Source organism: Pleomorphochaeta sp. (assembly GCF_050031695.1).
Lineage (GTDB): Bacteria > Spirochaetota > Spirochaetia > Sphaerochaetales > Sphaerochaetaceae > Pleomorphochaeta.
Map to the genome: position 1 here is coordinate 48,309 of NZ_JBNAIC010000035.1, position 24,652 is coordinate 72,960.

At 28.7% G+C, this 24,652-nt stretch carries 26 protein-coding genes; 12 read left to right on the top strand and 14 right to left on the bottom strand.

What is annotated here, in order from left to right:
• Positions 1-20 precede the first annotated feature (20 nt).
• From ACPKM0_RS06495 to ACPKM0_RS06540, 10 genes are all read left to right on the top strand, one after another.
• Positions 21-1,961: an ABC-F family ATP-binding cassette domain-containing protein gene (locus tag ACPKM0_RS06495; protein ID WP_472474442.1), complete on the top strand. Its 1,941-nt coding sequence runs from the start codon at positions 21-23 to the stop codon at positions 1,959-1,961.
• Between the two features lie 3 nt (positions 1,962-1,964).
• Positions 1,965-2,528 (top strand): Maf family protein, encoded by a 564-nt coding sequence (locus tag ACPKM0_RS06500; RefSeq protein ID WP_472474444.1) that lies wholly within the window; start codon positions 1,965-1,967, stop codon positions 2,526-2,528.
• 115 nt (positions 2,529-2,643) lie between these two features.
• The gene (gene rpsB / locus ACPKM0_RS06505; protein ID WP_472474446.1) at positions 2,644-3,534 is read left to right on the top strand and encodes a 30S ribosomal protein S2; all 891 of its coding nucleotides are present in this window, start codon (positions 2,644-2,646) and stop codon (positions 3,532-3,534) included.
• A gap of 10 nt (positions 3,535-3,544) precedes the next feature.
• Positions 3,545-4,381 (top strand): translation elongation factor Ts, encoded by an 837-nt coding sequence (gene tsf, locus ACPKM0_RS06510; protein WP_472474448.1) that lies wholly within the window; start codon positions 3,545-3,547, stop codon positions 4,379-4,381.
• Positions 4,382-4,444: 63 nt separating this feature from the next.
• Positions 4,445-4,999, top strand: coding sequence for a ribosome recycling factor (gene frr / locus ACPKM0_RS06515; RefSeq protein WP_472474450.1), 555 nt, complete (start codon positions 4,445-4,447; stop codon positions 4,997-4,999).
• Positions 4,999-5,694 (top strand): polyprenyl diphosphate synthase, encoded by a 696-nt coding sequence (gene uppS, locus ACPKM0_RS06520; protein WP_472474451.1) that lies wholly within the window; start codon positions 4,999-5,001, stop codon positions 5,692-5,694. The genes frr and uppS overlap by 1 nt, the downstream gene beginning before the upstream one ends.
• The gene (locus ACPKM0_RS06525) at positions 5,694-6,533 is read left to right on the top strand and encodes a phosphatidate cytidylyltransferase (protein WP_472474453.1); all 840 of its coding nucleotides are present in this window, start codon (positions 5,694-5,696) and stop codon (positions 6,531-6,533) included. Before uppS ends, ACPKM0_RS06525 begins: the two co-directional genes overlap by 1 nt.
• Before the next feature lie 6 nt (positions 6,534-6,539).
• On the top strand, positions 6,540-7,649 hold the full coding sequence (gene dxr, locus ACPKM0_RS06530) for a 1-deoxy-D-xylulose-5-phosphate reductoisomerase (protein WP_472474455.1): 1,110 nt from the start codon (positions 6,540-6,542) through the stop codon (positions 7,647-7,649).
• A gap of 28 nt (positions 7,650-7,677) precedes the next feature.
• On the top strand, positions 7,678-9,072 hold the full coding sequence (gene rseP / locus ACPKM0_RS06535; protein ID WP_472474457.1) for an RIP metalloprotease RseP: 1,395 nt from the start codon (positions 7,678-7,680) through the stop codon (positions 9,070-9,072).
• 135 nt (positions 9,073-9,207) lie between these two features.
• Complete coding sequence (locus ACPKM0_RS06540) at positions 9,208-10,608, top strand: radical SAM protein (protein WP_472474459.1); 1,401 nt, start codon at positions 9,208-9,210, stop codon at positions 10,606-10,608.
• Between the two features lie 102 nt (positions 10,609-10,710).
• Here the strand turns inward: ACPKM0_RS06540 and dnaB are convergent, their stop codons facing one another.
• Genes dnaB through rpsF form a run of 6 tightly spaced genes read right to left on the bottom strand, consistent with a single transcriptional unit; the run spans position 10,711 to position 14,773 of the window.
• A complete protein-coding gene (dnaB, locus tag ACPKM0_RS06545; RefSeq protein WP_472474461.1) occupies positions 10,711-12,054 on the bottom strand; it encodes a replicative DNA helicase in 1,344 nt (447 codons plus the stop codon).
• Positions 12,055-12,070: 16 nt separating this feature from the next.
• Positions 12,071-12,631, bottom strand: a complete 561-nt coding sequence (gene rplI, locus ACPKM0_RS06550; RefSeq protein WP_472474463.1) for a 50S ribosomal protein L9 — start codon at positions 12,629-12,631, stop codon at positions 12,071-12,073.
• A 19-nt stretch (positions 12,632-12,650) separates the two neighbouring features.
• The gene (locus ACPKM0_RS06555; RefSeq protein ID WP_472474465.1) at positions 12,651-13,604 is read right to left on the bottom strand and encodes a hypothetical protein; all 954 of its coding nucleotides are present in this window, start codon (positions 13,602-13,604) and stop codon (positions 12,651-12,653) included.
• A gap of 10 nt (positions 13,605-13,614) precedes the next feature.
• A complete protein-coding gene (gene rpsR / locus ACPKM0_RS06560) occupies positions 13,615-13,893 on the bottom strand; it encodes a 30S ribosomal protein S18 (RefSeq protein ID WP_472474466.1) in 279 nt (92 codons plus the stop codon).
• Positions 13,894-13,913: 20 nt separating this feature from the next.
• Positions 13,914-14,468, bottom strand: coding sequence for a single-stranded DNA-binding protein (locus tag ACPKM0_RS06565; RefSeq protein ID WP_472474468.1), 555 nt, complete (start codon positions 14,466-14,468; stop codon positions 13,914-13,916).
• Between the two features lie 23 nt (positions 14,469-14,491).
• Positions 14,492-14,773 (bottom strand): 30S ribosomal protein S6, encoded by a 282-nt coding sequence (rpsF, locus tag ACPKM0_RS06570; RefSeq protein WP_472474470.1) that lies wholly within the window; start codon positions 14,771-14,773, stop codon positions 14,492-14,494.
• Between the two features lie 592 nt (positions 14,774-15,365).
• On the opposite strand from rpsF, the gene ACPKM0_RS06575 reads away from it, so the two are divergent.
• Complete coding sequence (locus ACPKM0_RS06575) at positions 15,366-16,670, top strand: Mur ligase family protein (protein WP_472474472.1); 1,305 nt, start codon at positions 15,366-15,368, stop codon at positions 16,668-16,670.
• Here ACPKM0_RS06575 and ACPKM0_RS06580 read toward each other — a convergent pair.
• Both ACPKM0_RS06580 and ACPKM0_RS06585 read right to left on the bottom strand, forming a co-directional pair.
• Positions 16,657-17,601, bottom strand: a complete 945-nt coding sequence (locus ACPKM0_RS06580; RefSeq protein WP_472474474.1) for a lipid II:glycine glycyltransferase FemX — start codon at positions 17,599-17,601, stop codon at positions 16,657-16,659. The two genes, ACPKM0_RS06575 and ACPKM0_RS06580, sit on opposite strands and share 14 nt — an antisense overlap.
• Before the next feature lie 41 nt (positions 17,602-17,642).
• The gene (locus tag ACPKM0_RS06585) at positions 17,643-18,317 is read right to left on the bottom strand and encodes a hypothetical protein (protein ID WP_472474476.1); all 675 of its coding nucleotides are present in this window, start codon (positions 18,315-18,317) and stop codon (positions 17,643-17,645) included.
• Positions 18,318-18,478: 161 nt separating this feature from the next.
• On the opposite strand from ACPKM0_RS06585, the gene ACPKM0_RS06590 reads away from it, so the two are divergent.
• Entirely contained in the window at positions 18,479-19,591 is a 1,113-nt protein-coding gene (locus tag ACPKM0_RS06590; protein ID WP_472474478.1) for a hypothetical protein, read from the top strand.
• Here ACPKM0_RS06590 and ACPKM0_RS06595 read toward each other — a convergent pair whose 3' ends face one another.
• The 6 genes from ACPKM0_RS06595 to zupT form a co-directional block, all read right to left on the bottom strand.
• Complete coding sequence (locus ACPKM0_RS06595) at positions 19,592-20,686, bottom strand: threonine synthase (protein WP_472474479.1); 1,095 nt, start codon at positions 20,684-20,686, stop codon at positions 19,592-19,594.
• On the bottom strand, positions 20,687-21,064 hold the full coding sequence (locus ACPKM0_RS06600) for a RidA family protein (protein ID WP_472474481.1): 378 nt from the start codon (positions 21,062-21,064) through the stop codon (positions 20,687-20,689). It lies immediately after the preceding gene.
• 5 nt (positions 21,065-21,069) lie between these two features.
• The gene (locus tag ACPKM0_RS06605) at positions 21,070-21,885 is read right to left on the bottom strand and encodes a carbon-nitrogen hydrolase family protein (RefSeq protein ID WP_472474482.1); all 816 of its coding nucleotides are present in this window, start codon (positions 21,883-21,885) and stop codon (positions 21,070-21,072) included.
• On the bottom strand, positions 21,882-22,550 hold the full coding sequence (locus ACPKM0_RS06610) for a helix-turn-helix transcriptional regulator (RefSeq protein ID WP_472474484.1): 669 nt from the start codon (positions 22,548-22,550) through the stop codon (positions 21,882-21,884). The genes ACPKM0_RS06605 and ACPKM0_RS06610 overlap by 4 nt, the downstream gene beginning before the upstream one ends.
• Before the next feature lie 10 nt (positions 22,551-22,560).
• A complete protein-coding gene (locus ACPKM0_RS06615) occupies positions 22,561-23,667 on the bottom strand; it encodes an alanine racemase (protein ID WP_472474485.1) in 1,107 nt (368 codons plus the stop codon).
• 127 nt (positions 23,668-23,794) lie between these two features.
• A complete protein-coding gene (zupT, locus tag ACPKM0_RS06620) occupies positions 23,795-24,604 on the bottom strand; it encodes a zinc transporter ZupT (RefSeq protein ID WP_472474487.1) in 810 nt (269 codons plus the stop codon).
• Between the last annotated feature and the right edge of the window lie 48 nt (positions 24,605-24,652).

Genomic DNA, 24,652 nt, shown 5'->3' on the forward strand with positions numbered 1-24,652 from the left:
CATAAAAAATGGAGAAAAGAATGGGAACTCTACAAGTTCAACACATAAATTTAGCTTTTTCCGATCGAGATTTATTATTAAACGTTAACTTTATGTTAAATGAAAGATCTAGATCTGCTCTCGTTGGAGGCAACGGTAGCGGAAAATCAACTCTATTAAAAATAATAAATGGAGATATCCAAGCTGATAGCATGGAACTTGCTACAACAAAAGGGCTTAGAATATCTTACCTTCCTCAAAGTGATATAGTTTTTGAAACAGATACATTATTTGATGAAGTTGAAAAAAGTTACCACAGATTTAATGATATATTAAAAACAAAGCAAATCTTAGAAACTAAATTAGAAAACTGCATAGAAAAAGAAAATCTTGAACCTACTCTATTAAAGTTACACAATATTCAAGAAGAATTATTAAACAGTGGCTACTTTGATAGAAAAATGGCTATTGAAAAAATATTACTTGGTTTAGGTTTTGAATTATCTGATTTTACTAGAACATGTGATCAATTTTCAGGTGGTTGGCAAATGAGGATTGCTCTTGCAAAAGTATTATTAGAAAATCCTGATATCATGTTATTAGATGAACCTACAAACTATTTAGATATCGAAGCTAGAATATGGCTTAAAAACTATCTAAAAGCTTATAAAGGTGGATTAATGTTAGTTAGTCACGATCAAGGTTTTTTAGATGATACAATATTTGAAGTCTTTGAACTGTTTAATGGAAATTTATCTCATTACAGCGGTAACTACTCTTCTTATTTAAAACAAAGAGAGATAGAAATTGAACAGAAAAAAAAATTGAGAGAAAGACAACTTGCTCAAATAGAAAAAACAGAACAATTTATTGAAAAATTTAGATATAAAGCTTCAAAAGCTAAACAGGTTCAAAGCAGAATTAAACAAATAGAAAAAATTGACTTAGTTGAGGTCCCATCTCACCTAAAAAAACTTCATTTCACTTTTCCTGATGCTCCACACAGTGGTAACGAAGTATTAAAAGTAAACAATCTAAACAAAAACTATGGCGATTTAAATATTTTTGATGATTTAAGTTTTTTAGTTTCAAAAAACGATAGATTGGCTGTTACAGGAAGAAATGGTAAAGGGAAAAGTACTTTATTGAGAATGCTTTGTGAAAGAGATAAATCATATACAGGTGATATAATAGAGGGATCTAATGTTCAAATAGGTTATTTTGCTCAAGATACTGAAAAGACATTGAATCCTAATAACTCTGTAATCGAAGAATTAGAAGCTATTTCTAATACTAATCAACTTCCTTTGTTAAGAAATTACTTAGGTGCTTTTTTATTCCAAGGAGACGATGTATTTAAAAAAGTTAGTGTTTTAAGTGGTGGAGAGAGAAGCAGATTAGCATTATTAAAAATATTAATGCATCCTGTAAATCTATTAATATTAGATGAACCTACAAATCATTTAGACATAAACGCAAAAGAAATGTTGATTGAAGCTTTAAAAAATTATGATGGAACCATGATTTTTGTTAGTCACGACACATATTTTATTGAACATTTAGCAAATAGAATATTATATTTAAGTGATGACTCCCCTGTATTTTTTGAAGGAGATTATAATTACTTTAGATATAAATTAGAAGAAAAAGAGAAATATGAAGAAGCTGAAAATAATACTGCTTTAGAAACCATAGTTAAGGTTGAATCTAAAGGAGCATTAAGTTATAAAGCACAAAGAGAAAAAAATAATAAAATTAATAAATTAAAAAGAGATAATGAAAAGTTACTCATTGAAAATGAAACAATAACAAGCAAAATTGAAAAGTTAGAAATTGAAATGAGTAAAGAAGAAGTATACAGTGTTGCAGAAAAAATAAATAAAGTAATTAATGAAAAGGAAAAGTTAGAAAAACAACTCGAAATCAATGAAGAAATATGGCTAGAAAAAGAAGAAGAGCTACAAACTTTATTGGAGATATAAAAAATGAAAACTATAATATTAGCATCAAATTCAACTGCTAGACTAAACTTATTAAAAGATGCTGGTTTCAATGTTATTGTTAAAGGCCTTAATATAAATGAAACTTCAACAAAACTAAAACCTGAAGAAATAGTAACAGATTTAGCTTCCCAAAAATTAGAAGCTTATATTAATAAATATGGAACTTTAGAAAATAAAATAATATTAGCAGCTGACACTATGATTTTTCATAAAAACGAGTTAATCGGGAAAGCTAAAAATAAGCAAGAAGCTTATAATATATTAAAACGACTTAGTAATGATAAGCATCAAATATATTCAGGATATGCTATCTATCTACCAAATAAAGGAATAAAGATAGGTTATAATATTATAGATATTACTTTTAAGAATTTAACGGATTTAAGCATTATGGATTATTTATTTTTAGATGAATGGAAAGGTGCTGCTGGAGCGTATAGAATTCAAGGAATTGGATGCTCTTTAGTTAAAGAAACAAAAGGTGAATTTAGCGTTGCTGTGGGGTTGCCACTAAATGAAATTTCTGCTTTAATAAAGTCATCTTAATCATTCCACGATTAAGAAATTTCCGCCATTAGGTGAGATATATACGAAGGGAGACGACCTTGGTAAACAAAGAGCGTTTTATCAAGTACTAGTCGTCAGAATAGGAGAGGATATTATGTCCGTAGTAACAATGAAAAGCCTACTAGAATCAGGCGTACACTTTGGCCACCAAACAAAAAGATGGAATCCAAAGATGGCTCGTTTTATTTTTTCACAAAGAAACGGGATTCACATTATCGACCTACAAAAGACTTCAACTTGCATTGTAGAAGCTTATGAAGCTGCAAGAACTATCGTTAAAGATGGTAAGTCTATCTTATTTGTAGGAACAAAAAAACAAGCACAATTAGTTATTGAAACAGAAGCTAAACGTTGCGGCATGCCATACGTAAATAACCGTTGGTTAGGTGGTATGTTAACAAACTTCTCAACAATCAAAAAATCAATCGCTACATTAAAAAGAATTGAAAAAATGGAAAGTGATGGTACTTTTGAATCATTAACAAAAAAAGAAGTTTCTTTATTAACAAAACAAAAAAATAAATTAGAAAAGAACCTTGGTGGTATCAAAGATATGAAAGACTTACCAGGAGCTCTTTTTGTTGTTGACACAAAAAAAGAAGCAATTGCTATTACAGAAGCTAAAAAATTAGGTATTCCTGTAATTGCTGTTGTAGATACAAACTGTGATCCTACAGATATCACATACCCAATCCCAGGTAATGACGATGCTATCCGTGCTATTTCATTATTTGTTGAAATCATTTCAAGAGCAGTTATTGATGCTGACAACGAAACTGGTAACTTACAAATTGTTGAAAGCTTAGAAGAAGAAGCTGCTGAAGAAACTGTAGTTGAAGAAAAAGAAAGCGTAGTATTCTCAAGTGATGAAGAAAATGATCTTTCTAAATTCGAAGCAAATGATGATTCTAACAACGAAGAAACAAAAGGTTCAACAGTTGTTGCTGGAATTGAAGTAGACGATAAAACTCTATACCAAGAATAGGAGATATAAGATGGAAATTAAAGCTGCTATCGTAAAAAAATTACGTGATACAACAGGTGCAGGCATGATGGACTGTAAAAAAGCTTTAGTTAAAGCAGAAGGTGACTTTGATGCTGCAACTAAAATTTTACAAGAAATGGGCCTCGCTGCTGTAGCTAAAAGAGCTGACCGTGCAACTGAAAATGGTCGTATTTTCACTAAAATTACTAATGATAAAGCTATCTTAGTAGAAATTTCTTGTGAAACTGACTTCGTTGCAAAAAATGATGATTTCAAAAAATTAGGCGAAGAAATGTGTGAAGTAATCGCTACTAAAGGTTATTCTGAAATCAATGATGAATTAAATTCAATGGTAACTGGCTTAATTGCAACAATTAAAGAAAATATGTCACTAAAAACTGTTTTTGTTGTTGATTTAGCAGATAACGAATATGCTACAACTTATATTCACGGTGCTGGAGAAAAAGGTGTATTAGTTGAATTTAAAGCAGATAGTGCAAAAGCTTTTGAAAATGAAAGCGTTAAAGAATTCTGTGCAGATTGCGCATTACATGTTGCTGCATTTACACCTGAATTCTTAAATTCTGATGCAATTGATTCTGCAAAAATAGCTGACTTAGAAGGTATCTTTACTAAACAAGCTTTATCAATGGGTAAACCAGAAAAGATTGTTCCTAATATTGTAAAAGGTATGTTAGCTAAACACTTCAAAGAAATCTGTTTCGTAGATCAAGCTTTTGTAAAAGATGATAAGAAATCAGTTTCACAAAAAATGAAGGAAGTAGCAAAAGCTGCAAATTGTACATTAGAAATCACAGGTTTCCAAATGTATTCAACAGGCGCTTAATAAACAAATTTAATCAAAGCTCACTAGGCAACTAGTGAGCTTATTCATATTTGGAGGAATGAAATGGATACAGTATTAAAATCATTAGAAAGCAAAATGAAAAAGTCTATTCAAGCTCTAGAGCATGAATACCAAACTCTTAGAACTGGTCGTGCTAATGCTGCACTTTTTAACAACATTCAAGTTGAGTACTATGGTGCACCTACTCCATTATCACAAGTTGGTTCAATTTCAGTTCCTGAAGCAAGAATGGTTGTAATTCAACCTTGGGACAAAACAGTTCTTCCTGCAATTGAGAAAGCAATTTTAAAAAGTGAATTAGGATTAACACCTAATAATGATGGTAAATTAATCAGAATCACTTTCCCAGCTTTAACTGCTGACAGACGTAAAGAATTAGCTAAAAGTGCAAAACAAACAGCTGAAAAATATAAAGTTGGATTAAGAAATTTACGCCGTGAAGCTATTGATGAATTAAAATTAATGGAAAAAGAAAGTTTAATCAGTGAAGATGATCTTAAAGTTGGCGAAACTAAAGTTCAAAAAATTACTGATACTTATGTTGCAAAAGTTGGCGAAGTTGCATCAAGCAAAGAAAAAGAAATAATGGAGATATAATGGAATCTAAAAATTTAACTCATTTAGCTATAATAATGGATGGTAACGGTCGTTGGGCAAAAGCTAAAAACTTACCTAGAACTGCTGGCCATTTAGCTGGACTTAAGGCTTTGAAAAAAATTTTAATTGCTAGTAAAAAAAATGAGATTAAATTTTTATCATTATATGCTTTTTCAACAGAAAATTGGAGGCGACCTGATACTGAAGTTAATTATTTAATGAATCTAATTGCCTCCAAATTGCCTGGTGAAATAAAATTTTATCAAAAAGAAAAAATAAGAATTTTAGTTCGTGGAGATATTTCAAAACTACCTAAAAATGCACAAGAAGCTATAACAAAAGTTGAGAATTTAACAAAAGATAATAATGAATTGACGGTTATTCTTTGTATTAATTATGGTGGCCACGATGAAATTGTTAGAAGTGTAAATTCTTACATAAAAAATAACAATAAAGCACAAATTACAGCAGAAGATATAAAATCTAACATGCAATTTAGTGAAATAGTACCTAATGTTGATATGATAACTAGAAGTGCTGGAGAAAAAAGGCTAAGCAATTTTTTACTTTGGGAAAGTGCTTACGCTGAGTTAGGTTTTTATGATACACTATTCCCAGACTGGGATGAATCTATGATTATAAAAATAATTGAAGATTATAAATCTAGGATACGAAAATTCGGAGGTATAATTTAATGTCCTCACTTAAGCAACGTCTATTAACTACTTTACTTGGCATACCATTATTGTTGATAGTAATTTTTTTATTACCTCAATTTGGTCACTTAGCATTTGCTATCGTTGCAATTGGATTTACTTTATTAGGAAGTAAAGAAATATATCAATTAATTGAAAAGAAGTTTGATATAACTCCAAATTTACCTTTTTATTTAACAGGCCTTTTACCTTTATCAGCATGGATAAGTTCAATAACAAATATTAACAATTTAGTTGATCTTTGTTTTGTTTTTTTATTAATCCTATCTTTTGCAATAGAGATTTATGATGGAACTAAACAAGAAACACCTTTTCAAAATTCATTTTTAAAAATTTCAATAAATAGTTTTTCTTTATTATATCCTGGATATTTATTATCTTTTATTATTAAGTTAAACACTTTTGAATCAGTTTCTTCGCTTTATGCATTATTCCTACTAGCTGTTTTTTCTAATGATATTTTTGCCTATGTTTTTGGTATGTTATTTGGAAAAAATTCAAGAGGCTTTATTAAAGCTAGCCCAAATAAAAGTGTTGTTGGTTTTGTAGGTGGAATAATTTCAAGCATTTTAATTAGTATCGTAGCTACTCTTTTATTTAAAGTCCCAATTACTATTATTGAAGCAGGTATTTTAGGATTAACAATTTCATTTAGTGCAAATATTGGTGATTTAATCGAATCTGTAATAAAAAGAAGTACTTCTGTTAAGGATACTGGTAGTTTTATTCCAGGACGTGGTGGAGCTCTAGACAATTTAGATTCTTTACTTACAAGTGCTCCAGTTTTTTATTTATTAATTGAAATATTTATAAGATAAGATATTATGAAAAAAGTAATTATTTTAGGTGCGACAGGAAGCATAGGATCAACTTGTTTAAAAGCTATAGAAGAGAAGACTTTACCTATTGAAGTTGTAGCCATAAGTGCAAATACTAACTATAAAAAACTTGAAGAAATTTCCTTAAAACATAATATATCAAATTTATTACTCACGAATTCTGATTACAGAAATACAAATTTCAATTATTTTAATTCAATTGATGATCTACTAAAAAATATAGAATGTGATGTAGTATTAAATGGCATAGCAGGATTTGACGGCCTTAATGCAACAATTAAAGCATTAAATAATAATAGAGATGTTGCTTTGGCTAATAAAGAATCTGTTGTAACAGGTGGTTCTTTTATTTTTGATTTAGCTAAAAAAAATAATTGCAAAATTATACCTGTAGATAGTGAACATTCTGCTCTAAAAGCTTTAGTAGAATCACATAAAAAAGAAAATATTAAATCTCTTATTATAACTGCAAGTGGTGGTCCATTTAGAACATTAGATTTTAACGAATTTAAAAATATTACAGTTGAAAAAGCATTAAACCATCCAACTTGGAAAATGGGGAAAAAAATAACAATTGACAGTTCCACTCTAGCAAATAAAGCACTAGAAGTTATAGAAGCTTCATATTTGTTTGGATTTGAAGCTAATAACATTGAAGTAAGTGTACATCCTCAAAGTATCATACATTCAATGATTAGAATGCATGATGGTGCTATATATGCACAACTTGGAACACCTAATATGTCCTTACCTATAATAGAAGGAATATTAAATGATTATACAAATGAAGAATTAGTAAAACCTTTAGATTTCACTAATCTATCATTAACTTTTGAAAAACCTAATTATGATAAATTCCCTTTATTAAAATGTGCTTATGATATCCTAGAAAAAAAACAAGGCTATCCAATTGCTTTTAATGCAGCTAATGAAGAAGCAGTTTATGCTTTCTTGCGAAAAGATATTTCTTATCTCAAACTTCAAGATTTAGTTTTAAAAACTTTAGAAAAGGACTTCTCCTATACAATTAAAAATTTTGATGACGTATTAGAAGTTGATAAAAAAGCAAGAATTATTGCAAACAGTATGATTTAAATTATTCAATTTAATGGTATAATTAAATATGGATCAAATTTTATCAACAATAATAAAATATGCTGTCGGTATTCTTGGTGTAGGGATTATAGTTCTATTACACGAAATTGGGCATTTCATTGCTGCAAGAATATTCAAAATTGATGTAGAAATTTTTTCTGTCGGATTTGGTCCAAAAATGATTGGTAAAAGAATAGGACATACTGAATATAGAATTTCATGGTTTTTATTTGGTGGGTATTGTAAAATGAAAGGAGCCGATGATTTAACAAGAGCACTAGATCACAATAAAGATAAATTTATACATATTGAAAGTGGTTCTTTGTTTTCAGTAAAACCTATTTACAAGTTCTTAACATACCTAGCAGGACCAACAACCAATTTTTTATTAACAATTCTTCTATGTACAGCATTATTTACAACTCCTCATCAAGAATTATCTATTCCTGCAACAATTACTCCTATTGATGAATACCCTATCCTATTTGAGAATCAAATTAGTCCTGCAAGCATTTATGGACTAGAAAAATATGATAAAATTATTAAATTCAATAATATAGAAATAGAAGATTGGCAAAATTTTAGAAATGAATTAGCAAAAAACAACTCTAGTGAAATATCTTTATTAGTTGAAAGAAATGATAAATTATATAATTTAATTATTGTAGGTGAAAAAACTGAGGCTGATTCTTATCGCTATGGAATCACTTATATTATTGATACACAAATATCTCTTGTCAGACTATTTTCTCCAGAATATAAAGCTGGACTTAGAAAAGGAGATATAATAACAAAGGTTAATGGAAATGAAATTTCAAACAATTTAGATTTATTAACTTTTTTCAAAGATATTGAAACTGATTCAATTTCTCTAACAATAAATCGGGATAAAAAAATAAAAACAATTATTTACACACCTGAAACAAATACCAACGGTAGTGTTAAAAATAATTTTTCACTCTCTGCTCCAACAAAAAAAATTGAAGGTCAATCAATTTCACTTGCATTAACTGAAGGTTTTGACATGGCTATTAATTTATTTAATGATACAATAATCAGCATTAAAAACTTAATAACTAGAAATACTAATGACATTAGAACTGTATTTACAGGTCCTATGAGAGCATCATTAATGATAGGAAATATTACTGTATTAGGCTTTGAAAATAATATTGCAAGTGGAATAAGAGCTTTTTTATATCTTTTAGCCGTTGTATCAATTTCTTTAACAATTGCCAATTTACTTCCGATTCCAGCATTTGATGGTGGACAAATGCTAATTTCTTTATTAGAGATGATTAGAAAGAAAAAAATTTCACCTAAACATTATTGGATATCTCAGATTATAGGTTTAATTTTTGTTATTATATTATTTTCTGTAATGTATTTTGTAGATATCAGATATTTTCTTTCCTTAATATAAATAACAATAACTTATAAGGTTTATATACACCCCCACAAATATCAATATGTGGGGTTTTTTTATACACAATTTTAATATTGACCCTTTTAAATAAAATTTAAGGATACTATCATCTAAATATATAGGAGGCTACATATGGGAATTCCACATAAAGCAGCAAGAACTGCTATAAGTGCTGGATTAGATATAGCTATAAATCACGCAAAGAATAATGAAGAACAAGGAATAAATGATATTATTAATCTATTTAATAAATATTTCAAACCTACAGAAAAAGATAAAAAAATGTCTGGAGGCAATGCGTTTTCAGGTATTGCTGAAGCAACTTCAGATCCAAACTCAAAATGGATGAGATATGCAAAGAATTTGATTAAAAATGTTGATCCAAAAATTGTTAAAACACTGTTACTAAATTTAGGTTATGAAGCTGGATATCGTGGATTAAATACAGTTAGAGAATCAAGTGAAAAATATGATTGTAATGTTCCTTGGACAATGATGTTTGATCCAACAAGCGCTTGCAATATGCATTGCAAAGGTTGTTGGTCAGGAGAATATGGCCCAAAACATAATTTATCTTTTGAAGATATGGATTCAATCGTTTCTCAAGGAAAAGAATTGGGTACTCACATGTATTTATTAACAGGTGGAGAACCTTTAGTAAGAAAAGCAGATCTTATAAAACTTGCAAAAAAACATAATGATTGTATTTTCCACTGTTTTACTAATGGAACATTAGTAGATGAAGCATTTTGTAAAGAAATGTTAGCATGTAGAAATATTATATTAGCTATTTCATTAGAAGGTTTCAAAGAGCAAAATGACTTTAGACGAGGTGAAGGCTGTTTTGATAAAGTAATGGCTTCAATGGACTTACTTAAAAAATATAAACTTCCATTTGGTACTTCAGTATGTTGGACTAGTAAAAACTGTGAAACTGTAATTAGTGATGAATTTTTACAACTTTTAGTAAATAAAGGTTGTTTATGGGCATGGTATTTTCATTTTATGCCTGTAGGTCAAAATACAGGTAACGAATTAATTCCAACTCCTGAACAAAGAGAATTCATGTTAAAAACATTAAGAAAGAAAAGAAGAGAAAATAATGATCATCTTATTGTTATGTTAGACTTCCAAAATGATGGTGAATTTGTTGGAGGATGTATTGCTGGTGGAAAGCATTTTTTACATATTAATCCTAATGGAGATGTAGAACCTTGTGTATTTATACATTATTCTACTGCAAATATTCATGAAAACACTATACTAGAAGCCTTACAACAACCATTATTCATGCAATATAGAAAGAATCAACCTTTCAATAAAAACATGTTTAGGCCATGCCCAATGCTAGAAAATCCTGAATTCTTACCAAAAATGGTAAAAGAAGCTAAAGCAGAATCAACAGATTTAGAAGCACCGGAACAAGCAACTCATCTAGTTTCTAAAACTAAAGAATATGCAAAAGCTTGGGCTCCAGTAGCTGATAGACTTTGGGAAGAAAGATTAGAAGAGAAAGCTAACAAAAATGCTTAATCTATAAACACACTAAAATAGAAATCCATATATAATATATATTCCTTTTTGTATATGGTTTCTTTCTCTGTTCTCCTTCAGTTCTTTACTGAAGGAGTTTATTTATTGAGTATTCGCATTGAAATCGCGAGAAAGTTCTTCGAATTTAACGATATTTCGATGAAAGCCCAATTCAATTTTACCGGTTTCACCATTTCTATTTTTTGCAACAAGAACTTCTGTTTTTTGTATAACTGCTTCTTCTGCATTATTTCTATGTAATAAAATTACAACATCAGCATCTTGTTCGATAGAGCCGGATTCCCTCAAATCTGATAATCTAGGTAATTGGCCATCGGTTTGTCTTCCAACTTGGGATAAAACTATAATAGGTATATTTAATTCACGAGTTAATTGTTTTAAAGTTCTAGAAATATTAGCTATCTGTTCATGTCTAGGTATTGAATTGTCTGAATTTTGAATTAAACCAATATAATCAATAAATAATAATTGTATATCTTTCTCTCTTTTCATTTTTCTAGCTTGAGTTCTAATATCATTTAATTGCATGTTTGGTGTATCTTGAATATATAATTCTTTTTTTGATAAATGATCACAAGCTTCAAAAATTTCTTCTAATTCATTATCAGTTAATAAACCATTTCTGATATGAGAAAAATCAACATTACTAATACCTGTAATTGCTCTTTCAAGTAAATCTGTAGCCTTCATTTCTAATGATAAAAAACCAACTCTATATGAATGCATAATAATCATATTTAAAGCAACAGTTAATGCAAATGCTGTTTTACCTATAGATGGACGAGCTCCTATTACTACATAATCCTGCTCTTTAAACCCACCGGAAAGTCTTTTATCTAATTCATTAAAGCCTGTACTATAACCGATAAAACTATCATCTTTTGTTCTATCTTGAATAGTTGTAATAACACTCATTAATAAATCAGGTGCAAAAACATAATCTCCAGCTACATTTCCATTAGAGGCTAAATCAGATAATAAACTTTCGCCATTATCAATTGAAGATGAAACATCCTGAGTTAAATCAAACGCATCATCTTTTAATGAAGTTGCAATAGTTATTAATTTTCTACGCATAGATAATTTTTTAATCATTTTTGCGTATATAATTGCGTTTGATGATGATGGAGCATCACTAGTCAAACTTGATAAATAAGAAACACCACCACAAACTTCAAGTTTATTATTTTTATTAAGACTATCAACTAAAGTAATAATATCTATAATATTGTTAGGATTGTCTTGAAAATAATCAAGCATCGTCTGAAACAATTCTCTATGCCCATTTTTATAGAAGTCATTAGCTCCTATTATTGTAGATAATTCATTCATTATAGAACTATCTAACAAAACAGAGCCTAATATTGCTTTTTCAGCTGCTTCATCACTTGGTAAGATGCGCATATTGTTTTCAAACGATGCCATATAGTATTAACTCCTATTATTCTGTTACAGGAGCTTCTTCTACTACTTCTTTTGCTTCTTCAGCAGCTGCTGCTTCTTTAGCTGCTAATTCTGCTGCTTTCTTTTCTTCAGCTTGACGTTGTTTAATTTGAGCTTCACTTTCAACAACAATTTTTACAACAGCATAATCTTTTTCATATAAATGGATACGTACTGAATAATTACCAACCATTTTGATCATGTTAGAAGCAACTTCAATCTTCTTTCTTTCGATTTCAATTCCTTCTTTTGCTAATGCTTCTTGAATCATTGAAGAAGTAACACTACCAAATAATTTACCAGTATCACCAGCTGATACAACTAAATTTAATGTTAAATCGTCTAATCTTTCTTTTAAGCTTGCAGAAGCTTTTCTCTTTTCTGCTTTTCTAGCTTCAATAGCTTTTGCACGACTATTTACAATAGCTAAATTAGTTTTATTATATGCTACAGCATATCCTTGTGGTAATAGATAGTTACGAGCATATCCATCTTTTACTACTACTACATCACCCTCTTCACCGAGGTTTATTACATCCTGATTAAGAATAATCTTCATATTGAAAACTCCTTCTCTCTTACTTTCTATATGTAAACCATGTCTCCGAAACACCTATAATAGGTAATCCGACGACAGCAACTATGTTCAAACCTTGAAATAGTATTATTAAAAATAATGCCAATCCAAAAACTCTTGCAGCTCTTGTATGGTAACCTTTTATTCGACGTCTATATAATAATATAGATAAAGCTTGTATTGAAAACAATAAAGCTAAATATAAAGCTATATTAATTACTACTAATGAAAGACCTATAGGAAAATCTATAAATACTCCTAATAATAATAATACAAGACTTATCAAAAAAAGCCACATAAATATTTCTGGCAGTTTCCAGTTCATTACTTTATCATCAAAACTTTCATCTCCTACATAAGTGGGAGTAGATAAAGCAAAAAAAGCATTAAAGCCAAAACAACCTGCGCCTAAAGGTAATAACATTGAAAAAACAACCAACCTCATAGTAGAGAATAACTCATCTATAGGAACTCCTAAAACTAAAGAAGTTTGTTGAGTGTCTTGATTTAATATTGTATTCAGTGCGTCAACTATAGCTTCATCTACTGCTAAAGCCATCTCTGAATCTGTTTTAAACCATATTCCGATTATTACCATCATCAATGCAACGATTGCTGAACTTGATACATACCTTACTAACAACCGATATTCGTCTAATAAAATCCAAACAATTGAACATCCTATTAATACTACCGGTAAGAACAACCCAATTGAGAGAATACCTAAAACACTTTTATCTGAAAGTTGATCCCTTAAGGGAACTAATTCAACAGCTAAAACAAAAACTAATAAAATAGCTAATGCATATAAGGTTTTTTCTCTCTCTTTACTTCGAAAATAATAATAAAGTAAAGGTAAAACCAATAAAAATGAAGTAAACCCAATTAAGTAAAAAACAGCACTCATTACTGTAGCAATGTATATTGAGTTATTTCTTCTATCGATTAGTACCATATAACCTCTTTTATTTCTTTTCGAAAGGTAAGTATCCTAAAATACGTGCTTTTTTAATTTCAGCTGTTACAGCTCTTTGGTGCTTAGCACAGTTACCTGTAATACGTGCAGGAAGGATTTTACCTCTGTCTGTTGTGTATCTTTTTAACTGTTCAGGATTCTTATAATCTGGTGTAGTATTGTTTGCACAGAATCTACATACCTTTTTTCTAAAACCGCCACGGCGAGCTCCACCTTTTCTAGGGGCCCTTTCTTTCTTTTCTTCTTTAGCGTCATTATTTTCGCGCATTATTCGTTTCTCCTAAAATCTTAAAATGGAATGTCATCAGCAAAATCTTCAGGTCCATTATTAATTGGTGCATTATTTGCATTATTAAATGAATTATTTTGGTTACTAGGATTATTTTGATAATTATTCCCAGTATTTCCAAATTGTTGATTACCAGTATTATTTTGGTTGGAATTGAAGTTTTGATTTTGATTCCTATTATTTTCATAAGCTTGCTTATAAGGATTTGAATTAGAATTACTATTTTTACTTCCTAACAAACTCAATGAATTTACAATGACTACAACCTTACTTCTTTTTTGTCCATTAGTTTCCCAACTTTGTTGATCTAAGTAACCATTAATAGATACTTGCTGCCCTTGTGTTAAATATGAACTAACACCTTCTGCAGCCTTCCCAAAAAAGGTACAATCAAAAAAACTTACGCTATCTTCCCAATTACCATTAGGATTCTTTTTTCTGCGATTAACCGCAAGAGAAAAAGAACAAATAGCAAATCCAGAATTTGTATAACGCATTTCACAAGGTCTTGTTAACCTTCCAACTAATGCAACAATATTTAAATCAGTAGCCATAAACCATCTCCATACATCAAATATTAATTTTCTTTTTTAACAAATAAGAATTTAATAATTGAGTTATTAAGTAAGAATTTTTTTTCGAAAGTAACAATAGATGATGGGTCTGCAGCAATTTCATAGTAATAATAATGACCTTTATCTTGTTTCTTCATTTCATAGGCGAATAATTTAACGCCCAAGTCTTCTTGCTTGGTGATTTCAACACCTGCTGCCTCAAACAAACTAGAAACTTGTTTTAGACCAGCTTGAGTATCTTCTTCGTTTGCTCTGAAGATAATTGTGAACTCATAATTTCTCATGCGTCCTCCTTACGGACATAAAGATCCACAAATAGTGGATAAAGAGGCTTCTTTATAATTAAATTTGCAAATTAATTAAATTATAAAGCGTGTGTTTGCCATTCAAACACAACAACTGACACTGTTCGCTAGAAAACCGTCGGAGAAATAACCGACGGTTAATAGCCGAGTACTGACTAGCAGTAAAAGCGAATTGCAAAGAATCGCCTAAGAATTACTTATTTTTATGTCTGTTCTTTCTTAGTTTTTTCTTTCTCTTGTGAGTTGCAATCTTATGCTTTTTTCTTTTTCTTCCACAAGGCACTGTAAAGCTCCTTCAATATGATTACCCGGTTTTAATTATCACAACGTGACCCGGAGTTGTTTATTAATTTATAGCTATTATGATTAAAATACTAATTAAGTAATTCACCACAACAAACCACTGTGTAAGAATATTAATTTTATAACTATTTTTCAAGACTAATTATTGAAATAATAATGAGTTTTTCAAACTATTTTCGACTTATTTAATATATTTTTATAAAAAAAAATATTGTTTTTCATTTAAAAACAAGTATATACTCATATTTAGGGAGAGATATTATAATAGATGAAAGTATTAATTTTTGGTCTAGGTGTTAATGGTGGAGGTTTTTCAGCAGCTAAATACTTTTTAGAACATAAAAATGAAGTATTAATTACGGATATTAAATTAGAAAAATCTTTTACAAAAGCTATTAATATACTAGAAAAATTAGGAGCTAAATTCCACCTAGGACAGCACTCAAAAGAAGATTTTTTATGGGCTGATTTAGTAGTAAAAAACACTTCAATTTTACCAAACAATATATATCTTAAATATGCTAAAAGAATCACTAATGATTTTGCTTTTTTAATTAATAATTACAATTTAAATAAGATAAAAATTATTGGAATTACTGGAACAAAAGGCAAAACAACAACATCACATGCAATTTTTCATGTTCTAAAAAAATTAAATTATAATGTAAAATTAGTTGGGAATATGGGTATTAGTGCATTTGAAATTGCATCTTATATTGAGAAAAATGATCAAAAAATTGATTATCTAGTATGCGAATTTTCTTCTTGGCAACTAAGAGATACTTTTTTATATTTAGAAAAAGAATTTCCATCAACAAAAGTCGCAGTATTTACTAACCTATTAGAAGACCATCAAAACTCTTACGATTCTATGGAAAGATATTTACAAGATAAATTAAAACTATTTACAAAAAATACTAAACAAGTAATTTGTCCTAAAGCTTTTGAAAAAAGTGTTTTAGAAAAAACCAATATAAAGAAAAGAAATCTCATTTTTTTAGAAACTAAACTTAATATAGATTTATCAAACACTCCTGAGTTAATACCAGCATACAAAGCACTTAGTTCACTAAAAATAAAATCTGATACTATATTAAAACATTTAAATACGTTTAGTGGAGTTTCTCATAGAATAGAATGGCTAGGAATTCATAAAAATATATTATTTGTTAATGATAGTGCTGCAACTATCCCTGAAGCTATAGCTTTTAGTATTTCACATTTTAGAGATGTAAATTTGCATTTAATATGCGGTGGAACTGATAAAAATTTAAAGGTTAAAACATTAATTAATGTATTTCATAAAGTTTCTTCAATTACATTACTTGATGGCAGTTTTACTCAAAACAAGTTAATTCCTTACTTAAAAGATAACAAAATCAAGTATAATGGACCTTATAAACAAATGAAATCAGCTGTTAATAAAGCATATAATTTAGCAAATGAAGATCAATCAAGAGAAATGAAGGTTGTAATATTATCACCAGGAGCAACTAGTTTTGAGTTATTTATAAATGAATTTGATAGAGGAAATCAATTCAAAAAAAGTGTGAAATTAATTATCGATAAATAGCATTTCTAATTTTTTCTGCAGCTTTATACAATAAATACATAAATTTATTTATTGGATAATCAAGAGTTTTTGGCCTTTTATATACACATCCACCAAAAGAAGTTTTAAATAAAGTAAGACTTTTTAAATGTGATGATTTATTATCTAAACCAATACCATGAAAATCATAAGATTTAACACCTATTTCTTTCAATTTATAAATAGCATAATCCTGCATTGAATAACTTGGGGAATGCTTATCTAATTTTTTAGAAGCACCAAAAAGATAGATAGCTAAATCTTCAGAATAAATAATAATTAATCCTCCAACTAAGTTCCCATCTTTATAAGAAAATATAAACTTCTTATTTACATCACTATTAGTATATAAAACAGATTTAATATAATCTAAGTTTCTTAAACTAAAACCATCTCTTTTAGCTGTTTCTTGATAAATAGAATACCAAAGATTAATATTAATATCATTAATTTCAACTTCTTTTGTTTCTATTATTCCTTCATTCTTTTTTAAATTTCTTTTTGCCCTTTTTTTATACTCAGATAGTATTTCATCATAAGATCTCGTTAAATCAATTCTTACAGTAGCCTCAGGTTGAATACTCTCTTTAGAAAATCTAAATTTAGTTTTATTTATGTCAACATTAACAAATTCAAAAGGCAAATCTACTTTTAATAATATGCATTTTTCTTTTAACATTTTCTTTATTATTCTTAGGGCAGAATAAAAAGTATTCAAAGATATTTGATTAACGCTTTTAATTGAAACAGGAGAAAAAGGTATATATCCTATATAATAATTACAAAAAATCTTTTTAGTCATTAGTAATAATTCAAACTCATTATTATTCTCTTTAATTAAAAAAGCATAAGAATTCCAATGATTTAATGATTTAACTTTTGACCAATAATCACTAACAAACGGATTTTTCACTCTCAAATCTAGAGTGTTAATATTTATAATTTCCAAACTATTTAAACACTCTCAAGTTCTACTAATACGTAGCCTTCCATATCCCAATACCTAGTAGCACCAGTATAACCAGTCCATGAAAAATTAAAATCAATTAAATCTAAAGCATGAGATCCTGTTGAAATTAGAATACTATATGTATATTTACTAGCTTCTACTGAACGTCCATTATACAATAATGTAGCGTTTTGATTTTGAACATTATAATCTGGAACTATATAATAGTAATAAGAATAATAAGGTGGTGTCCACATTTCAAAATAATCAGTTGAAACAGTTGCATTCAAATTTAATTCAACTTCAGGATAAGCTCCTTCATTGTATTCGGTATCATCAACTGGAACAAAATATTTAGAAAAATAAATATTTAAATCATATAAATAATATTTATTACGAGGTCTATAAAAATTACTTTCAACATATAAAGTAAAATCATCAGTTTGATTAGATACGCTTAAATCATAATCTTCAGTTTCATATTGTATTGTTGATTGAGAATAATCGATACTAGAATTATTCGCATATAATATAAAAAGAGGTGAAGAATTCGGGTTCCAAATTGAATATATTTCAAGAGGTTGACCAAAATTTGGCCCAGAAATTGGAGTTGCTGAAAATAAAATAGAATTTGCAAGTGTTGTCATAATTAGTGAAATAAATATGATTTTTTTCCTCATGTCATCCTCTTATCTAATAAAATCAATTATAATTTAACACGAAAAATCAAATATAACAAGATTTGATAACAAAATATAGCAAAAATATCTTAAAAGTAAACTAAATTATTGACAATTTGAATCAATCATAATAATCTTATGACATGAGAATAGGAAAATATATGAAAAAAATTTTAATTTTATTAGCGATTACTATTTTTGCTTCATCATTCATATTTTGCACATATGATAGCTATGAATATAAAATTGATTTTTTAAACATTGAAGAACAAGATGCCTTAATTAACTTAACAATAAAAAATACTGAAAATTCTTTTGAGACCGAAGTACTAAGCGGTCAAAAAATAATCGAATTAACTACAATTTCAACAGACACAAATTATCTTGACCAAGCAACTCCTCACATAAACATTGAAAATTATAAAGCAACTTTATCAGACGGGACTAACAGTTCTACTTGTACACTTCTTGTAAAAACTACTATCAACTATGAGTATATAGATGATGAAACAACTTGGTATCTCATTGATGATGCTAAGACTTACATTTATAATAGAACTAAATTAACAGAACTTGCTTCTAGTTTTGATATTACCCTCTATTATTTGATAGATAACCCTAATAACATTTTAAATACATCTGGAGCTTCTGATTCATTTTTAACACTTGATACAGGTGGAGCAACAAACTACTATCTGTTTTATTTAGATAATTATTATGATACAGAAGAATCATTTTTTAGTAGCTCTCTATCCGACTCTATTAACCTTCAAGCAACCCCTGAAAGTTTTATCGAAGTTTATGATACATATCTACAAGTAAATGCACAGAGACCTAGTAGTTGGACTAATTCTAGCTTTTTCAACTCCCCTTCTTCAGATAATTTAGAATGGGAAATATACTTACAAGCTATATTAACAGATCCATTAGCTGAGACAAAAGACAGTTCAGATAGTTACTATATAGGATTACAAATTACAAGTGAAAATAATTTTATATTAAAATCTAATTCGCCTGGTGAAGGAGATAAACAACTCCCTTATACACTAAAAGTTAGTAAGAGCGATAAAAAGACTCATACTGTTAGTAATGGTGATAAATATGTAGTTCAAAAAATCAGTGCTGAAGAATTAAAACAATTTAATCTTTATATAACTACTTCATCTAGTAACATAAATGATTTAAATGCAGGTTTATTTTCCGATACTATCTACTTAAATTTTGAGACCACTGAAGATGAAAGTTATAGCAATAAGAAAATAACAGTATTTTGATTAATGATCAGATTTCAACCCTGCTCCACACATAGTAATTAAACAGTCCTTTAAAACTCCATTATTTTTAATATAATTTTCATATGCTGCATAATTTGCAGCTGTTGTATGTTCACAATATATTCCTTTTTTAGCTAAAGTAGACCTAGCATTTAAAATATCTTTTTCTAAGGCATAAATAAATTCAACATTATATTTATAACAATAGTCAAGAATTTCTTTATCTCTCATTGGTTTACCAATTGCAATACCTTCTGCAAGGGTTGTCTTTATATCAACAATAGAAGCAATTATTTTATGCTTTTTGAAAGAGGTTAATAAAGGAGCACAGTATTCGCTTTGAATTGCAAATATTTTTGGCATTTCATTAATTACCCCGCTATTTTTTAATTCTTCTAAACCTTTCATTACTCCTAAAAACAATGTACCATTACCTACTGGTATGAATATATTCTCAGGAATTCTTCTCAATTGTTCATAAACTTCATAAATATAGGTTTTAGTCCCTTCATAAAAAAATGGATTATAAACATGATTAGCATAATAAACATTATCACTTTCAACTTTTGATCTACATACATCGGCACAATGGTCCCTACTCCCTTTTACTACATTTACTTTAGCTCCATGAGCTTTTATCATGGCGATTTTTTTAGGGGAAGTATTTTCAGGAACAAATATTTCACACTTAATATTAGCCTTTGCACAATATGCTGCTACACTGTTTCCTGCATTACCACTACTGTCTTGCACAACAGATTTAACACCTATAGCTTTACAATGTGAAATTAATACAGCAGCTCCCCTATCTTTATAAGATAAAGTTGGCATAAAATAGTCCATTTTAAGCATAAGATTATCATCAAAATTTATAATAGGAGAAAGCCCCTCACCAAGAGTTATATCTTTATAGCTATCATCTATTAAAGCTAAAAAAGGTCTGTACCTAAAAATATTCCATTGAGTATTATCAATTTTATCAATTTCAAATTTAGGAGGTGTAAAATCTAATTTCCATAGCCCACCACATTCACACTTAGGTTTTAATGTTGAAACACTCTCTTTTTTTCCACACTTAGAACAAACAAATTTCATTTATTTCTCCTCGATTTCTGCTATTGCTTCAATTTCTATTAACGCCCCATGATGAAGATCTCTAGATGGAACAACTACTCTTGCCGGCTTATGTGACTCAAAAAAAGAACTATATACATCATTAACAATATCCCAGTATTTGATATCTGGTATATAAATTCGACATTGAACTATATTAAATTTAGTTAATTCTACTTTTTCTAATATCAGCTTAATATTATTTAATACTTGTTGAGTTTGGATAGTAATATCACCATCAACCACTTTACCACTCTTATAATCAATTGGTAATTGTCCCGAAATATATACCATATTATTTGATATAACAGCCGGTGAATAATGGCCCTTTTTATTAGATTCTAAATATATATGTTTCATATTACCTACCTTTTACATATTGTATAGATATCTTCTCTTCTATGTTTTAATAGTGGAAGCTGTTCTCTAATTTCATCTATTTTAGTTAAATCAAGATTTTTTATCATTATCCCTTCTTTTGAATCTAACTCACTTACAATTTCACCCCAAGGATCTGTGATTATACTATGACCATAAGATTTATAAGAAGCTTTCATATCTCTAGCTGGAGAAGTTCCAATAACAAACACTTGATTATTTAATGCCTGAGATTTAAACATTGTTTGCCAATGAGATGGCCCTGTAGTCAGATTAAAAGAAGCAGGGACTAAAATTACTTTTGCACCATCTAAAGTCATTAATCTACTTAGTTCTGGAAATCTAAAATCATAACAAATACACAGTCCCATTTTACCAAATTCAGTATTAAAAGTAGTTATTTGATTACCAGCAGTTAAAGTTTCAGACTCTTTAAATGATTGTCCACCCTTAATATCAATATCAAATAAATGCATCTTTCTGTGTTTTGCAATTTTATTCCCATCTCTATCAAAAACATAAGCTGTGTTATAAACACTATTACCATCTAGCTCACTAATAGATCCTGCAGAAAGGTATACTTTATATTTCTCTGCAATATTAGATAAAAAGTTGTATATATCTCCACCTTCTTTCTCTGCATAACTATGAAATAAATTAATATCATATGGGCAATCAAACATTTCACCCAAACAAACTAAATCAACATTTTCATTTCTAATATCTTCAATAAACTTTTCGACTCTTTTCTTAGTCTCTTCTTTATCTTTTGAAACTTTCATCTGTATTTGAGCTACTTTCATTTTCTTTTCCCCCTTACAATATCTAAATAACTATAAACTGTAACTTTATTTATATTCATTTTTTTAGCAACTTCTTCAACACTCCCTTTCATCAAAAAAATACCTTTTTTATCCATGAATCTTATTTTTTCTATTCTTTCATCCCTAGTTAAAATATCAATATTACAGTCTTTTAAAATATTATCAATTAAAGATGTAATCATAGTATTTACATGTAAATTATCATCTTCAACTTCAAAATCATTTTTTATTATATCATCACTTATATCATCAAAGAAAGTTGTTTCCCTATTAGGTAAAAAAGCCTTTAAATAATCAATTTGTTTAGTAACCTTAGTTGTATCAATATTAATACATAAAGCTCCTACTAATTTATTATTCTCATCTCTAATTAAAAGAGTAGATGATCTTACTAATACATTTAATGTAGTTTTAAAATAATAATTACAGACATAGTCATCTTTAAGTTTTTTTGAATAAATAACCTGTTTAATTATATGATCAAAACTTTGCCCTACTTCTCTTTTAGTTACTACAGGGTTTTCAACATAGACAACTGAGTGCTCAGGATTTGACAAATCATGGATAACTACTTCACAATCAGTACCAAAAGTTTCAACAATTATTTTTGCAATAGGTATATAAGGTTTAATTAAAGGATTCATTTTTTTTCCTCTATTGTAACTTTGCTCGACAAGCAATATCTATTTCATCTACAACTTCATTTTGATCAATTAAATATGCTTTTTCATATAAATTACAAACTGGACAAATATGAACTGGTATTATTAAAACTTTATCCCCTATATTAATTTGTTTAGAAAACTCTTCATTATTTATTATTGCATGCTCATCAAATACTTTTTCAATATAAGTATTTGGATAGTTAAATAAAGTACCTTTCCCTATAGTTTTACAAATTCCTAAAGTTCTTTCTTGCATAGTAAGTCCTTTTGCACCTACATCTAAAATAACTCTAGATTTTGTTGGTTTACTAATAACTGATGCTAAAACCATAGCAGCACATCTACTAATATCATTTACAGAATTAGCTTGAGAGGCATCCATAAAAATATAAGTTCCAGGTCTTATCTCTGTTATCCCATCTAATATTGGACATTTATTAAATAAAGTTGGAGTTGATCCATAACTTACAACTTCACATACCATATCCATCTCTTTTGCGATATGTGAAAACTCGAGAGTACGCTTTTGTGCATTAATTGATATATCTATGCAAGATTCAATATTTTTAGCACTATAACTATTACCATCATGTGAAAAAATACCTTTAAATGTAATATTAGTTGATTTTTTTATAACATTTAATAACTGAATAAAATCCTTTTTTTCAATTATTCCACTTCTATTTTCTCCAACTTCTATTTCAACTAAGACATTTGCTGTTTGATTAAAAGATTTAAATACATCGTTTGCTTGAATTACTTGAATAGGGTTATCTACACCAAAAGAGATATAATTAGATTTACTTAATGCAGCAATCCTTTGAAATTTTTGCTTTCCGATAATTTCATTAGCAATAAAGATATCATTTATACCATTATCACACATAACTTCTGCTTCACCAATTTTAGCTACAGCTATTCCAATAGCACCATTAGATAGTTGCAATTTTGCAATTTTAGGCATTTTATGAGTTTTCGTATGAGGCCTTAAATTAACATTATTTATATTTGCTAAATCTTGCATAAATTTAATATTTTCTTCAACTGTATTTTTCTTTATTACTAAAGATGGGGTATCTAATTCTAAATAATTCATATAATCTCCAATTCAATATCACTATAATATAATTTTTTATATTCTGCAAATATATTTTTTTATATGATTATAATAAAAATAAAACAAGCCCTATGAAAAGAACTTGTTATATAAGTATTTTTGATTTTTAAGCAACTAAAATTAAAGATAGTGCCATTACTGCCATACCAGCAATTACCCCGCCTATAGCAAAATGATGTTCCCCATATTCTTCAGCTGTTGGTAATAATTCATCTAAGGAAATATATACCATAATACCGGCTACTAGTGCGAAAACAACACCAAAAGTTATATCATTAAATAAGTCTTTTAGTATAAAATACCCAATTAAAGCACCCACTGGTTCACTTACTCCAGAAAGTAAAGAAAGCCAAAAAGCTTTTCTTTTACTCTTTGTTGCATAATATATAGGGGCAGATACTGCAATACCTTCAGGAATATTATGAATTGCTATAGCGATAGCAATACTGACACCCAGTGCTGGATCACTTAAAGCACCTATAAAAGTTGCTAAACCTTCTGGAAAGTTATGAATAGCAATAGCTAAAGCACTAAACAATCCCATCCTCATCAATTTTTTATCATGATGAGTTTTTTCATATTCCTCTTGAGGATTAGTATGAAATTCATGAGGATTTTCATAACTAGGAATTAACTTATCAATTATTGCAATAATAGCAATACCTAGAAAGAAAGAGCCGACAGTAGCCCAATATCCTTGCCTTGCTCCAAGTGCACCTTCAAGTGCATCTTTTGATTTCACAAATATTTCAATCATAGAAACATATAACATCACACCTGCTGAAAAACCCAAAGCTGTTGCAAGAAACCTAGGGTTAAACTTCTTTGAGAAAAATGACATTATAGAGCCGATACCAGTTGCTAATCCTGCAAATGCAGTTAGCCCAAAAGCAAACATTACGTTAGAAATTTCCATATAATTAGTATATCTATATAAATGAGAAGAAATCAAGTTAATTATTTT